Raw genomic sequence first — 13,630 nt, 5'->3', positions numbered from 1 at the left:
TCACAGCGCATCGATGGGTATGCCGTGGCCGAGCCAGCACGGTGCGCAGGTTACCCTCGGAGTATGAGTTCGCGACGCACACGCAGTGAAGGCGTCTTAGCATCGTGGAACGATGAACGCGGGTTCGGTTTCGTCACCCTCGATGACGGTGAGCGAATTTTCGCCCACATTTCAGCATTCCCTCCCCGTGACGCCCGCCCGGCGCCCGGTGAACGACTCAGCTTCGCCGTTGAACGCACGAACGAAGACAAAGTGCGGGCTCGCAACATTCGCTATCTCGCGGCCTCAGGCAGGCCGCTCCGCACGCGCAAAAGCCGCCCCGGAGGTATGAGCTACGTAGTCTTAGTGACCTTCGCCGTCGCGATCGGCATCGTCACCGCGATTGGTGCACTCCCGTGGTTATTTGCCGCGCTCTATCTGCTGATGAGCCTCATCACCTATGGCGCCTATGCCGCCGATAAAAAGGCTGCGCAGACAAAGCAATGGCGCGTGACAGAAAGCGCCCTGCTCGGCTTGGGACTCTTTGGCGGCTGGCCCGGAGCGCTTGTCGCCCAGCAACGCCTGCGCCACAAAACGCAGAAGGTTTCTTTTCGGCAAGCCTTCTGGGGCACCGTTGTGCTCAACATCTTGGTCTTCGCGATTCTCACCACAGCGCTACGCGGACCGATCCTCGAGCTCGCACGCCTCATCCTTGCTGCCAGCCCCTCCTAGCGATCACGCGAGAGACAGGAAGAGTTTCTCGATCTCCTCTGACTGAGGCGAGCCTTCAGCATCCGGGTTGATGAGGCATTCCCTCATCGCTTGAGAGATGACGAGGAACCCCGCCCGGTCTAGCGCTTTCGACACCGCGGACAGTTGGTGCACTACGTCACGGCATCCTGCACCGCTTTCTACCGTGGTGATGAGTGCCCCCAATTGTCCTTGTGCACGACGCAGGCGGTTCGCAATCTTCTTTTGCGTCTCAGCATCAGTGAGCATCGATGCTTCGGCTGCCTGGGGAACCATAGTTCTCTCGTTTCTCTCGTGTCTCGGGCGTCTTGGGTGTCTCGCGTGCGATTTGACAGTTTGGATACCCCGTGGGGTATAGTCTCATCATACCCCCTAGGGTATAAATTCGTACAGTCAGTCGATCGAAAGCAGAGTTATGTGCAGAGCAGTCACGTGCCGCGTATGCGGGAAAACAACGTGGGCCGGATGCGGAGACCACATCCAGTCCATCAAGCGCAGTGTGCCCGCATCCAACTGGTGCAACGGCAAACACACTCAGTCAGAGATTGACGCCGCCAAATCCAATAAAGGCGGCTTCTTTGCCCGCCTCTTCGGTCGTTAGGAGACCACATGTGCGCACAAGTCACCTGCCAGAACTGCGGTAAACCCACCTGGGCTGGCTGCGGAGAACATATCGAGGATGCCCTTGCGAACGTCGCCGAACGCGACCGTTGCACCTGCTAACTCAGCACCACCGCTAACCCAGCACCACCGCTACTTCGTCGCGCTGGGGACCCGACACCGTCGTTACCCCCCTTCCTCCCCCCGGACATAGCCTTCACTCAAAGGAGTAATAATGCTTCTCGAACGCATTTATGACACCGACCTCGCTCAGGCCAGCTACTTCATCGGTTGCCAAGCCAAGGGCGAAGCGATCGTCGTTGACCCCCGTCGCGACCTCGACATTTATCGTGAAATCGCTGCCAAAAACGGGATGACCATCACGGCCGTCACCGAAACGCACATTCACGCTGATTACCTGTCGGGCACGCGAGAACTTGCCGCCCGCACGGGTGCGCAGATTTTCGTATCCGACGAAGGTGGGCCCGACTGGACCTACGGCAGCGCCTTCGATGGCGCGGTGCGGATGAAGGACAATCACACCATCTCCCTCGGCAACATCACGCTGCGGGCCGTCCACACCCCCGGGCACACGCCCGAACACCTCTCCTTCCTCGTGACCGACGGCGCTCAGGCGGACGCTCCCGGCTTCATGCTCAGTGGCGACTTCGTCTTCGTTGGCGACGTTGGACGCCCCGACCTCCTCGATGAAGCAGCCGGCGGTGTCGATACTCGTTTTGACGGCGCCAAAGAGATCTTCGTGAGCCTGCGCGACCGGTTTCTCAGCCTTCCGGACTACGTGCAGGTGCTCCCGGCACACGGTGCCGGAAGCGCCTGCGGAAAAGCACTCGGCGCCATCCCGACCACTACGGTCGGCTACGAACGTGCGTTTGCGTGGTGGAGCCGCTACCTCGCGAACAACGACGAGCAGGGCTTCATCGACGAGCTGCTCAACGGTCAACCAGATGCACACGCCTACTTCGCCCGAATGAAAATTCAGAACCGTCAGGGCCCGCAGGTCATGGGCGCAGTCGCTGACCTACAGGAGTACACGACCGAAGAGGTCGCCGCGGCGCTCGACGCTGACAACGCGATCCTCATCGACACTCGCAACAACGCCGAGGTCCACCGTGGAACAGTGCCGCGATCACTCAATGTGCCCGGCCCCGAGAAAGCGGCAAGCTACGGTGCTTGGGTCTACAACCCCGAGACCGAGACGCGCCCCGTCATCCTGCTGGCAAGCGATCTCACGCACGCCGAGGAATTGCGCAACCACCTTGTGCGGGTCGGCATCGATACCGTCAGCGGATTCGTTCGTACCCTCGACGGCCTCAACCTCGTCGTGCCCGAGTTGGTATCCCCTGCCGAGCTCGATGATGTCGACCGAGTTATGCTCCTCGACGTTCGCAACAAGACAGAGTTCGCCGACGGCCACATCCCCGGGGCCCAACAGCTGAGCGGCGGCCGCGTCCTATGGTCGCTCGACCAACTGCCCAAGGAAGGGACCATCGTGACGTACTGCCAGAGCGGAGTGCGTAACAGCGTGGCCGCGAGTGCCCTACGTCGCGCTGGCTATCACGTTGCCGAACTCGACGGCTCCTACCTCAGTTGGCTCGCAACCCCTGGTGCCGTACCCGCGGTCTAGCGCGCCACCATGGAGCCGAATCTGATCATCGCGCTGTTCCTCGCCGTGCTCGTGGGCGTTTCCCTCGGGATGCTCGGCGGGGGCGGCTCGATTCTCACTGTGCCCATCCTGACCTACGTCGTCGGGATGGAGCCGCAGCAGGCAATCTCCGCCTCCCTCTTTGTCGTCGGAGTCACGAGCGCTGTGAGCGTGTTTCATCACGCCCGAGCCGGTCGAGTGCGCTGGCGCACTGGCCTGATCTTCGGTGTCGCCGGGATGGCGGGCGCGTTCACCGGAGGTATCGTCGGAGGCTTCATCCCCGGCACGATCCTCATGGTTCTCTTCGCGGCAATGATGGTTGCCACCGCAACCGCCATGATCCGCGGCCGCAGAAAGGTGCCAGCCGGATCGGTTGACGAGCCGGCGAAGCTTCCCGTCGTTCGAATTATTCGCGACGGCTTCTTCGTGGGAATTGCCGCAGGGCTCGTCGGCGCTGGAGGCGGATTCCTCATTGTTCCCGCACTAACCCTTCTTGGCGGACTCCCGGTTGCTGTCGCTATCGGCACCTCCCTACTCATCATCGCGATGCAGTCGTCGGCAGGTCTAGCCGCTCACCTTTTCACTGTTGAGCTGCCGTGGCCCACCATCCTCGCGTTTACGGCGATCGCCGTCGCGGGTTCCTTCGTCGGCGCAGCCCTCGCTGGCCGTATTCCCGAAACTGCTCTGCGCAAAGGATTCGGAATCTTCGTGCTCGTCATTGGTGCCTTCGTCCTTGTGCAAGAAATTCCGCAGTTGATCCCCCTCGCGACAGGAGGGTGATCGTTGGTACCGGCAACGCCGACACCGCCCCAGTACTGCCCCGGCGATACCTGCCGGGCATCCGAATAACCACTCGATTCACAAGGAGAAAAAATGTTTCGTCCCCTCACCGCTCTCGCCGGATCCCTCGTCGTACTGGCGTCGATCGCCGGATGCTCGGCAGCGAGCGATCCGATCGAACTCAGTGCTGACACCATCCTCATTGACGTGCGCACTCCCGCAGAATATTCGCAAGGCCACCTTGATGGCGCCAATCTGCTCGACCTCACGGGTGGCCAATTTGCTGCAGCACTTCCTACTCTCGACCCGGATGCTGAATACGCGGTCTACTGCAAATCGGGCAACCGCTCAGGTCAGGCCGTCGCAATGATGCAAGACGCTGGCTTTGAGAATGTAATTGATCTCGGCTCGATCGGCGATGCGGCCTCCGCAACGCAGATTGAGGTCGTGCAGTAGCGCGAGTGATACGGGTTAGTGGCGGTATCGCGAGCAAACTGCGGGCGTGAGGGCTACGAACTACCGTGTGTGAACTCGACACACGCCTCCACTACCCGCTACCGCGCCGGGGACCCCAGCGACCTCGCCACCGTGGGCTTTTCGCGCGTGGTCGTGCCCACCGTGCTCGGCGATGTCATTGTGCACGTTAACCCCAACGCTGTCGGCGTTTCCGACACTGCAACGCTGTTGCTGCACGGTGCCGCTGGTTCCTGGACCACCTGGCTGCCACTCATCTGCGCCGCTCACGATGTTGGCGAACCGCTGCAGAACGTCGTTGCGGTCGACCTCCCCGGATGGGGAGAGAGCGGCACCATTCAGGACGGCACAACCGTCGAAGACATGGTGGATGCCGTCGCCCACATCACGAGAACTCTGGGCTTTGCGCGTTGGAATGTGTTCGGTCACTCACTCGGCGGCCACCTCGCGCTGAGCCTCGCGGCCCGGTATCCGGAGCGCACGCTCAGCGTGACGGGAATCTCTGCGACCGGACCGGGAGCGCTGTCGGTGCTGCGGCATCCGCTCCGTCGTTTCTCCGTTCTTCCCTTGTTGGCCGGAATGATGGGGGCAATGCGCTTCCTCTCAGCGATCGGCCCCGCGGGCAACTGGTTGGTGCGTGGCCTTCATCGTTTGGGAGCGCTCGGCCCGTTGAGTAGTCCACTATTCGCGAACTGGCATGACATCGATGCCTCCGTAATCGATTCGCTAGCATCCGAGCTGCGGCCGCGTTCATTCGTACGCGGTGCCCAGGCCGCCGGTCAGTACGATGAAAACCAGTGGGCGACAATTCAGTGCCCCGTCACGTTAGTACGAGGAAAACGGGACGTATTTGTGAGTGACCGCGATGATGCCTGGTTTGCGAACATGCTTCCGCACGCTCAGCAGCAAGTGGCCGCACGGGCTGGGCACTTTGCCCACATCGAAACAGTTAGTCCGTCGCAGCCGTTAGTCGCGGCGTGAAGGCCAGCGACTAACAGAGCAGCCCGCCGGTTACTCTAGGGGCATGCGCACGGAAATCAATACGGCGACAGAGCCCCGCCCTGACGCCGCAACCCCGGATGCCCCAACACTCGACGCCGCAACCCCGGATGCCGCAGCACTCGACGCCGCAACCCCGGATGCCGCAGCACTCGACGCCGCAATTGTCCCGGTGGGGCGTTGGGATGTCGTTTTAGCGGTCGGTCTGTTTGTTGGCACAGCGTTGAGCACCGTTCTCTATCGCATCGCTGGGTTCTATGACGAACCCGCCGAACCGGTGCTTACTCTGGTGTGGGCGGCACTAATCGCGCTGCCCCTGCTCTACCGCCGTAAGTGGCCAGTACTCGTAGCGATTATCGTGTCTGCCGTCTTCATTTTTGGCGCAACAATCCAGGTTCCTGAGATCACCTTCAACAATATTGCGCTCTTTATCGGTATCTACTCGGTAGGGGTCTGGGAGCCCCGTCGTCGCATCGCAACACTCATCAGAGTCATCATCATCGCCGCGATGTTTGTGTGGCTCGCGATCGCTATCGCTCGTTCGACGACAGATCCTGATGCGCTCAGCGGACTTTCGCGGGCCGGAGCATTTTCCCCGCTTCTCGCGTACCTTGTCATCCAACTGCTGACCAACGTTCTCTACTTCGGTGCCGCCTACTATTTCGGGGAGCGCGCTTACCATTCGCGACTCGAACGGCAAGCGCTCAAAGAACGCTCACTCGAGCTGGTGCGCGAACGTGAACTTATTGCGGCGCAAGCGGTAACGATCGAACGACTACGAATTGCGCGCGAGCTGCATGACGTTGTCGCCCACCACGTCTCCATCATGGGAGTGCAAGCGGCGGCAGCCCGCACTGTGCTGAGAACGGATGCGGATGCTGCCTCCCAATCGCTTGAGGCCGTTGAGAGCGGGTCACGGCAGGCAATCGATGAAATGCACCGCCTGCTGGGCACCCTGCGCGATGCCGACGCTCGCGAGACGGACACCGCTGCGGCATCGACCTTGGGCCTCCACAGTATTAGGGAGCTCATTAACTCCAGTCGCGCAGCCGGACTCCCGACCCAATTTCAGGAACTCGGCGACGCGCATCCGATTAGTGCCGCCACCTCCGTCACCCTCTATCGGATTGCCCAAGAGGCCCTCACCAACGCGCGCAAACATGCCGGCCCAGCGGGTACGGCGGATGTGCGATTGCGGTGGAGCGAGCACAGCGTCGAGATCGAAATCAGCAATACGGGGCGCTCGGCGAGCAGACGATCATCCACTGGCCTCGGTCTGATCGGCATGGCGGAACGCGTCAATGCCGTCGGAGGAACGTTGGAACTTCGCACCCTGTCGCGAGGCGGGTATCTAGTGCGCGCAGAACTTCCCACAGCGCGAGAAAAGGCAGATGCTGCGCATGAATGATTCACCAATCCGGGTTCTGCTCGCCGACGACCACGAGTTAGTGCGGGCGGGCTTTCGGGTGATCCTCAGTGCGCAGCCCGACTTTGAGATCGTGGGAGAGGCGCGCAACGGTCGCGAAGCCGTCGATCTGGCAGCCAAACTTCATCCTGATGTGATCTGCATGGACGTACAGATGCCCGAAATCAACGGAATTGACGCCACGCGGATGATCGTTGCTGATCCAACGGCCGATGCTGCAGTGCTCATCCTCACCACCTTTGACAACGAGGAACACCTCTTCAATGCCCTCGACGCCGGCGCGAGCGGTTTCTTGCTAAAAAACTCTTCGCCTGACGATTTGGCAGCGGCAATTCGCACCCTCGCGAGTGGTGACGCACTGCTCTCACCCGCCGTCACTCGACGGGTTCTCCAGAGGTTAACTCGCGCCGATCGCCGTTCGGCCCCTCAGCCGGATGCCGCAACAACGGCCGACCTCACCGCTCGCGAACGCGAAGTGCTCGTTCTTGTTGCCGAGGGACTGTCGAATGCCGAAATCGCCAGTGCGCTCTTTGTCGGCGAGGCGACGGTAAAGACCCATGTTTCGAAGATCCTCCATAAACTGCGGTTGCGCGATCGCATTCAGGCCATTGTCTTCGCCTACGAGAATGCCGTCGTTGTGCCCAGCAGCAATCGGGGGTAGTTCGCTACGGATCGTGCCCACGCGTGTTAGCGCGGCTCAGCGGCTCGCATTCGCTCTCACCTCCCCCGCAGGGTGGAGAGCACAAACCCACCTGCAGACTGATTTCCGCAGGCGTTGTTGCCCGTAGCGTTGTTCGCAGAGAGATTCATTGCGAACTAAGGCGGTATTTGTGCTCCAACTCGACAACATCACGAAGAGTTTTGGGGCGCGCCCCGCCCTCAACAGGGTTACCTTTGCGGTGCGTGACGGCCGCATGACGGGCTTCGTCGGCGGCAACGGTGCCGGCAAAACGACGGCCATGCGCATCCTGTTGGGCGTCCTCAATTCGGATGCCGGCGAGATTCACCTCGATGGCAAACCTCTCGGTGCAGAACAGCGACGTCGCTTCGGCTATATGCCCGAGGAACGTGGACTGTACCCGAAGATGAAGGTTCGGGAACAACTCGTGTATCTCGCTCGGCTTCATGGGTTCACGTCGGCTGCAGCCGGTCGCAATGCCGACAGTCTGCTTGAGGAGCTTGGCCTCGGTGAACGTCGCGATTCCACCCTCGAGAGCCTCTCCCTCGGAAACCAGCAGCGTGCCCAAATCGCCGCGTCACTTGTTCACGATCCTGAGGTGCTGGTTCTCGACGAGCCATTCTCGGGGCTCGATCCTCTCGCCGTCGATACCGTGGTGGAGGCTCTCAAACAGCGGGCCGCGGCCGGAGCATCCGTGTTGTTCTCCTCTCACCAGCTCGAAATCGTTGAACGGCTGTGCGACGATCTTGTGATCATTGCGGAGGGCAGCATCCGAGCATCCGGAGAACGGGAAGCCCTGCGCGCTCAGCATTCCGCCCCGCGCTATGCGATCGAGTGCAGCACCGACCTCGGGTGGTTGCGCGCCGAACCCGACATCACCGTGGTCGAGTTTGATGGCGGCCATGCCACCTTCGATGCCGTGGAGCCCGCCGCAGCACAGCGAGTTTTGCGACGAGCTGTGAGTGATGGAGACGTCACCTCATTCGCACCGCAACGCGCGTCCCTCGCCCAAATCTTTCGAGAGGTCATCTAATGAACGCCAACACCACTGCTCGCCGCTCCCCCAGTTTCACGCAATCTGTTGCCCTCGTGGCAGAACGGGAAATCACCACCCGGCTGCGTTCCAAAAGCTTTCTCATCACTACCGGTATTCTTCTGCTGCTCGTTCTCGGCGGCGTAATCGCTGGTGGAATCATGTCGAAAAACGTCTCGACCACACCGGTGGCCGTCGTCAGTTCACTCGAATCTGAACTCTCGAACATCGACGGGCTCGAAATTACCATCGTGGAGAACCGTGCAGAGGCTGAAGACCTCGTCACCGCGGGAACGGTGGAGGCTGCGGTCGTTCCGTCTGCGGACGGCGCCACGGTCCCGGTAACCGTTATCGCCGAGAGCGAAGCGCCTTCGTCGCTCATGCAGGGACTCAGCGTAAGCCCGGAGCTTGTGTTGCTCGATCCCAGCGATACAAGTTTTCTTTTGAGCTATCTGGCTGCTTTTGGATTCGGCATCATCTTCTTCGCCTCGGGAATGACCTTTGGTCCAATGATTGCGCAGAGCGTTGTTGAAGAAAAACAGACACGCATCGTTGAAATTCTCATGTCGGCAGTGCCCGTTTCGGCTCTCATGGCCGGAAAAGTAATCGGCAACTCGCTACTGGCCTTCGCTCAGATCATCGCGATCGCGGTGCTTGCCATAGTGGGGTTGTCGGTCACAGGACAGGCCGAGCTTCTTACGCTGCTCGGCGCGCCACTGCTCTGGTTCGTCGGATTCTTCATCATCGGCTTCATCCTTCTGGCCGCACTTTTCGCCGCTGTCGGTGCGATGGTTTCCCGTCAAGAAGACTTGGGATCAACAATGACTCCGGTGACAATGCTCATCATGTTGCCGTACTTCGCGATTATCTTTCTCCACGACAACCCGGTTGCGCTCGCGATCATGTCGTACGTTCCGTTCTCGGCGCCGGTCGGAATGCCGATGCGGCTCTTCCTCGGCACCGCGGCGTGGTGGGAGCCCTTGATCTCCCTGGTGCTACTGCTCATCACCGCCGGGCTCGCCGTCCTACTCGGCGCCCGCATCTACAACAACTCACTACTGAAGGTCGGCAGCCGCGTGAGCTGGTCGCAAGCGCTCAAAGGCTAACGGACGGTGATGTGCTCATTGTCCGCGGGCATCGCGTCGCGCTCTTCTGATTCCTCGTCGACTGTCACGGATCCGAAAACTATCGGCATTCGTGCCCGGTCCAGGGCGAGGCTCGATCCATCAGTTGAGCGTGCACGTGGGGCTCGCTGGAGTTGCCTGAGTTTCCGCAGGCGCCAATGGTCTGACCCGCCGTGACCCTGTCGCCAACACGCACGATCGCCGATCGCTGCTTCACGTGGGCAACAAGAGCAAACACACCGTCGTCGCCACGGATCGTGATGTAATTTCCCACGATGAAGCGCGGACCGCCAAACTCTCTAATCGTGCCCTCGACCATCATGTAACCGAAACCAACGAGTGATGCACGGGCGCGGTGGTCTCGCTGAGAGTCAGTGACACGCACTACGACACCGTCGATCATGGCCCGCACCGGCTCACCAAACGCCGGATAGTCGGTCGGATAACGCAGCACGATGCCCGTGCCGAATTCAGGCCGTACACGATCTTCGGGGTCGAAAACGAGATCAACAGCATGCGTCTGGCCGTAGGCACGAACACCGTGGCTCGGCACACGCGTCGCGGGACTGTTCAACGCCATCCACCGACCGGTGATCGGTGGCGTCACCGTCAGTGGTTGCCACTGGGGCAGGAGTTTCACTCCGGGAATGACCACGGCGAGAACGAGCAACATTCCCAGAATGCCGACCACGGGCAGCACCGATAGCACCCTCATTAAAGGCACAAACGGAACAAACTGGGCACCAATTGTGCCCGTAAAGATCGCGATAATCGACACGAAGAGCAACACGCCCCGCCCACGATAAATCGCTCTGATGAGACGGTTCACAATTCCGTTAGGGTCGCTCGCCACTCCTAGTCCTCAACAACAGGCTGCGGCGGCAACTTGCGCACCTTTGCGCGACGGCGACGACGCGCCGGGATCATGGCGCGCATCTCTTCGAGCTTGCCAAAGCAGAGAAGGCGATCGTTCGCTTCGAGGACGGTGCGACGGTTCGGGTTCGGGACGACGCTCGAGCCACGGTGCAGCGTCAGCACCGAGATGTCTTTCTCGCCAAGCCCCGATTCGCCCAGCTGCTTGCCCACAAAATCCGCATCGCTGCCCACAACAATTTCAGCAACGCCATAGCCAGTCGACACGCTGAGGCGTTGGCGCACATCGATCTCGGGGAATGCCACCTGGTTGGCGATGTAGTCGATGATGGCGCCCGCGACATCCAGCCCAGTAGCGCGCTCAATGCCTTCAAGCCCTGGCGACGAGTTGACCTCCATCACGAGGGGGCCGTCTTTGCCCTCCAACATGTCAACGCCAGCAACCCGCAAGCCCATGATTTGTGCGGCCTTCACGGCGGCACGGTGGTATTCGGGCGTGAGCTCCACCGCTTCAACGTTGCCACCACGGTGCACGTTAGAACGGAACTCATCACCGACGGCAACCCGACGCATCGCCGCAACAACGCGGTCTCCAACAACGAGGGCGCGGATGTCGCGGCCCTTGCTCTCAGAGATGAAGCTCTGAATCAGCACGTTCTGCTTCGTTGAATGCAGCGTCTCGATGATCGCTTTAGCGACTTGAGTATCTGGCGCCAAAATGACACCGATTCCCTGGGTTCCTTCGAGCAACTTGATGACGACCGGCGCACCGCCAACGCGCTCAATCGCCATCTCAACATCAGCTCGATTGTGCACGAACGTGGTGGCGGGCATAGCGATGTCGTGGCGAGAAAGAATTTGGGTAGCCCGCAACTTGTCTCGCGAGTTCGTGATTCCGCTCGAAGTGTTAGGCGTGTACACATCCATTTGTTCAAATTGTCGAACAACAGCCGTGCCGAAGTAGGTGATGGAATTGCCGATACGCGGCAGGATGGCGTCGTAATCCGAGAGCAACTTGCCACGATATTGCAGGTCAGGTTCGTCACCCGTGAGGTCGATCGCGAAGCGCAGAGTATTGAGAATCCGGACCTGATGCCCACGTTCTTGCGCAGCTGCTTGCAGTCGTATTGTGGAATACGCCTGCGGGGCGCGCGAGAGAATAGCAAGTTTCATCGGAGGTCCTGCCAAGATAGGGGGGTGATAGAACCTACCCATTCAAACACTATTCTGGGCTGGCGTGAATGGGTTGCCCTCCGGAGCATTGGTGTGCCGTGGATCAAGGCAAAGATCGACAGCGGCGCTCAGAGTTCTGCCCTGCACGCCGACCACATCGAAGAATATGTGGGAGCCGACGGCAACGAATGGGTTCGTTTTCACGTAAAACCTTGGCAGAACTCGGATGCAGATTCCGTCGTCGTCGAACGCGTCATTCACGACCGCCGCGCAGTGCGCAGTTCCTCTGGCCACAGTGAAGATCGCATCGTCGTGACCATCGATGTCGAGCTTGCCGGCCGCACGGTCGCTGCCGAAACCAGTCTCACAAATCGTGACGAGATGGGATTCCGGATGCTCATTGGCCGCGAAGCTCTCAGCCAAGGCTTTCTCGTCGATTCCGACAAATCGTTCCTCGGCGGTCGAGCCCCGCGTGTTATTCGTCGACGCAATCAGGGACGTCGCTGATCGGCCTTACACGCCCAAACCCGATCAGAACCGAATAGACCCGATTAGAAGAATTTTCGTCGAGCACCACGCACAACATCGTTGTTCGCCCCGTCGATCTTGCTATTAGTGAGTCCACTCTTTGAGGCGACGAAGTCGTTAGCTTCCTGCATGTTGAACATGGCCGATTCCGTCTCGGACTCGTGATTGTGCCGCTTGTCAACATTCCGATACCGCACATAGATCACTGCATAGAAGATAAAGCCAGAAAGCAAAAAAACGAGTCCGAAGCCGCCAAATCCGTCATCGGAAGAACTGGCAGCAATGATCTGGCTGCTCTCCGCCATTCGAACAAAATCTGTCACCATCAGAATCCCACCACCACGAGCACTAGGCCGATAACAGTACCGACAAGCTGTACGGCTCCCGCTACGAGTAACAATTTGCTCTGGTTCAACGGGATGCTTCCCATCGTCTCCCCTGTCCGAGCATTTACAGCAACATAGTGCAGGAAAGATTTCCCACTCGAATTTCGCTGCTGGTAGCTATAGAGCCACACCGGGAGATAGGCCGAAACCCAGCGCTGACCGCGCACATCAACTTCTTCGGCAGTCCACCGTACGCCGCGGTCATAAAACGTGAGGGAATCATTGACGCGATGACGTGTGATGTCGCCGGCCTGTGTATGCGCGATCGGAGAGAGCTGATCGAGGTTGCTGTCGCGACGTTCTGAAGTGAACCCTGCGAGATAGTTTGAGTCGTATCGAACTGAGTTTTCAACGTCGAACGGCATGATCGTGTTGATGATGTTGTTCGAGTTCTGCGAAGTGTTCTGATCGAGTCGATCGCTTGACGATTCCACAGTGAGGTCGTTCACCTGGATGTCAAACTCTCGCACCACGTTGTAGACGTCGGCGTCGTAGCGTTGTTGCTCTTTGTCGCCGACCTTGACCGTGTATGAGCGAGTCTGGTGTTCGCCCTCTCCCGTCAATCGAGCGTGAGCATTGATATCAACGACCATATAGGGGAGGTAAACGCCCATCACGTTCTCGGCGTTGAACTCTGCCCTAAATTTCGGGTGCGCGAAGAACTTGCGCTTGCCGACGAAGCTTGCAATTTTTTCTACTGCTGTCGACTTCTCGACTCTAAACGGCAGGATCATGTCGGGAACGGCACCATTGGCGACCTGTTGGTTCATCGAAAGGGTGTTGCGGCACCAATGGCAGCGAGCCTGAGTGCTGTTGTTGGTGTCGATAACGACCTCAGCACCACAAGCGCTGCACTTGAAAGTAAGAATTTCTTCGGTCGAAGGAACAATATCGCTTGACCCCGACCCGACCAGAATCCCAGTGAGTCCACTGATGTCGCCATTGAGATTGAAAGCCTCAATCGCGTTTTCGGTTGCCCATTCGAAGCGACAAAAACCGCAGCGCAGATTTCCGGTGGCCACGTTGAGCGAGATCTCGGTCGCGCCACAACGGGCACACTTGGCAAGTCCGTCCTGTGCCCCTTCATCAGTGCGGAACACGTCAGGCGTGTTCTGGGGGCTCGCCTGCTGGTGAGCATCTGGCTCGACATTGTCCATCGGCAT

The 13,630-nt window shown here is 59.6% G+C and carries 15 protein-coding genes; 10 read left to right on the top strand and 5 right to left on the bottom strand.

Annotated elements, in window-relative coordinates; genetic code table 11:
* Nucleotides 1-63 precede the first annotated feature (63 nt).
* The gene (locus ON14_RS00645; RefSeq protein ID WP_010202273.1) at nt 64-711 is read left to right on the top strand and encodes a DUF1294 domain-containing protein; all 648 of its coding nucleotides are present in this window, start codon (nt 64-66) and stop codon (nt 709-711) included.
* Between the two features lie 3 nt (nt 712-714).
* Here the strand turns inward: ON14_RS00645 and ON14_RS00640 are convergent, their stop codons facing one another.
* Complete coding sequence (locus ON14_RS00640) at nt 715-1,005, bottom strand: metal-sensitive transcriptional regulator (RefSeq protein ID WP_010202267.1); 291 nt, start codon at nt 1,003-1,005, stop codon at nt 715-717.
* Between the two features lie 559 nt (nt 1,006-1,564).
* Here ON14_RS00640 and ON14_RS00635 point away from each other — a divergent pair.
* The 8 genes from ON14_RS00635 to ON14_RS00600 all read left to right on the top strand — a co-directional run bounded on the left by ON14_RS00635 (nt 1,565) and on the right by ON14_RS00600 (nt 9,489).
* Nucleotides 1,565-2,974 carry an MBL fold metallo-hydrolase gene (locus tag ON14_RS00635; protein ID WP_010202266.1) on the top strand — a complete coding sequence of 470 codons (1,410 nt, stop codon included), beginning with the start codon at nt 1,565-1,567 and terminating at the stop codon, nt 2,972-2,974.
* 9 nt (nt 2,975-2,983) lie between these two features.
* On the top strand, nt 2,984-3,772 hold the full coding sequence (locus ON14_RS00630; RefSeq protein WP_010202265.1) for a sulfite exporter TauE/SafE family protein: 789 nt from the start codon (nt 2,984-2,986) through the stop codon (nt 3,770-3,772).
* Between the two features lie 93 nt (nt 3,773-3,865).
* A complete protein-coding gene (locus ON14_RS00625; RefSeq protein ID WP_010202264.1) occupies nt 3,866-4,228 on the top strand; it encodes a rhodanese-like domain-containing protein in 363 nt (120 codons plus the stop codon).
* 69 nt (nt 4,229-4,297) lie between these two features.
* Nucleotides 4,298-5,227 (top strand): alpha/beta fold hydrolase, encoded by a 930-nt coding sequence (locus ON14_RS00620; protein WP_010202263.1) that lies wholly within the window; start codon nt 4,298-4,300, stop codon nt 5,225-5,227.
* A 43-nt stretch (nt 5,228-5,270) separates the two neighbouring features.
* Nucleotides 5,271-6,653 (top strand): sensor histidine kinase, encoded by a 1,383-nt coding sequence (locus ON14_RS00615; protein WP_010202262.1) that lies wholly within the window; start codon nt 5,271-5,273, stop codon nt 6,651-6,653.
* The gene (locus ON14_RS00610; protein ID WP_010202261.1) at nt 6,637-7,332 is read left to right on the top strand and encodes a response regulator transcription factor; all 696 of its coding nucleotides are present in this window, start codon (nt 6,637-6,639) and stop codon (nt 7,330-7,332) included. The genes ON14_RS00615 and ON14_RS00610 overlap by 17 nt, the downstream gene beginning before the upstream one ends.
* Before the next feature lie 169 nt (nt 7,333-7,501).
* Complete coding sequence (locus ON14_RS00605; RefSeq protein WP_010202260.1) at nt 7,502-8,383, top strand: ABC transporter ATP-binding protein; 882 nt, start codon at nt 7,502-7,504, stop codon at nt 8,381-8,383.
* Complete coding sequence (locus ON14_RS00600) at nt 8,383-9,489, top strand: ABC transporter permease (protein ID WP_010202258.1); 1,107 nt, start codon at nt 8,383-8,385, stop codon at nt 9,487-9,489. Before ON14_RS00605 ends, ON14_RS00600 begins: the two co-directional genes overlap by 1 nt.
* Nucleotides 9,490-9,568: 79 nt before the next feature.
* Here the strand turns inward: ON14_RS00600 and ON14_RS00595 are convergent, their stop codons facing one another.
* Both ON14_RS00595 and ON14_RS00590 read right to left on the bottom strand, forming a co-directional pair.
* Nucleotides 9,569-10,360, bottom strand: a complete 792-nt coding sequence (locus ON14_RS00595) for a M23 family metallopeptidase (protein WP_010202257.1) — start codon at nt 10,358-10,360, stop codon at nt 9,569-9,571.
* 2 nt (nt 10,361-10,362) lie between these two features.
* Nucleotides 10,363-11,553 carry a RimK family alpha-L-glutamate ligase gene (locus ON14_RS00590; RefSeq protein WP_010202255.1) on the bottom strand — a complete coding sequence of 397 codons (1,191 nt, stop codon included), beginning with the start codon at nt 11,551-11,553 and terminating at the stop codon, nt 10,363-10,365.
* A gap of 24 nt (nt 11,554-11,577) precedes the next feature.
* On the opposite strand from ON14_RS00590, the gene ON14_RS00585 reads away from it, so the two are divergent.
* Nucleotides 11,578-12,060, top strand: coding sequence for an ATP-dependent zinc protease family protein (locus tag ON14_RS00585; protein WP_039741425.1), 483 nt, complete (start codon nt 11,578-11,580; stop codon nt 12,058-12,060).
* A gap of 44 nt (nt 12,061-12,104) precedes the next feature.
* On the opposite strand, the gene ON14_RS00580 is transcribed toward ON14_RS00585, so the two are convergent.
* The gene (locus ON14_RS00580) at nt 12,105-12,386 is read right to left on the bottom strand and encodes a growth/differentiation factor (protein WP_141629900.1); all 282 of its coding nucleotides are present in this window, start codon (nt 12,384-12,386) and stop codon (nt 12,105-12,107) included.
* Between the two features lie 20 nt (nt 12,387-12,406).
* Nucleotides 12,407-13,630, bottom strand: coding sequence for a TFIIB-type zinc ribbon-containing protein (locus ON14_RS00575; protein WP_237719638.1), 1,224 nt, complete (start codon nt 13,628-13,630; stop codon nt 12,407-12,409).

This window comes from Salinibacterium sp. PAMC 21357 (assembly GCF_000247645.1).
Classification (GTDB): domain Bacteria; phylum Actinomycetota; class Actinomycetes; order Actinomycetales; family Microbacteriaceae; genus Rhodoglobus.
Note: the sequence above shows the minus strand (reverse complement) of the source record. Positions and strands in the feature narration are given on the sequence as shown.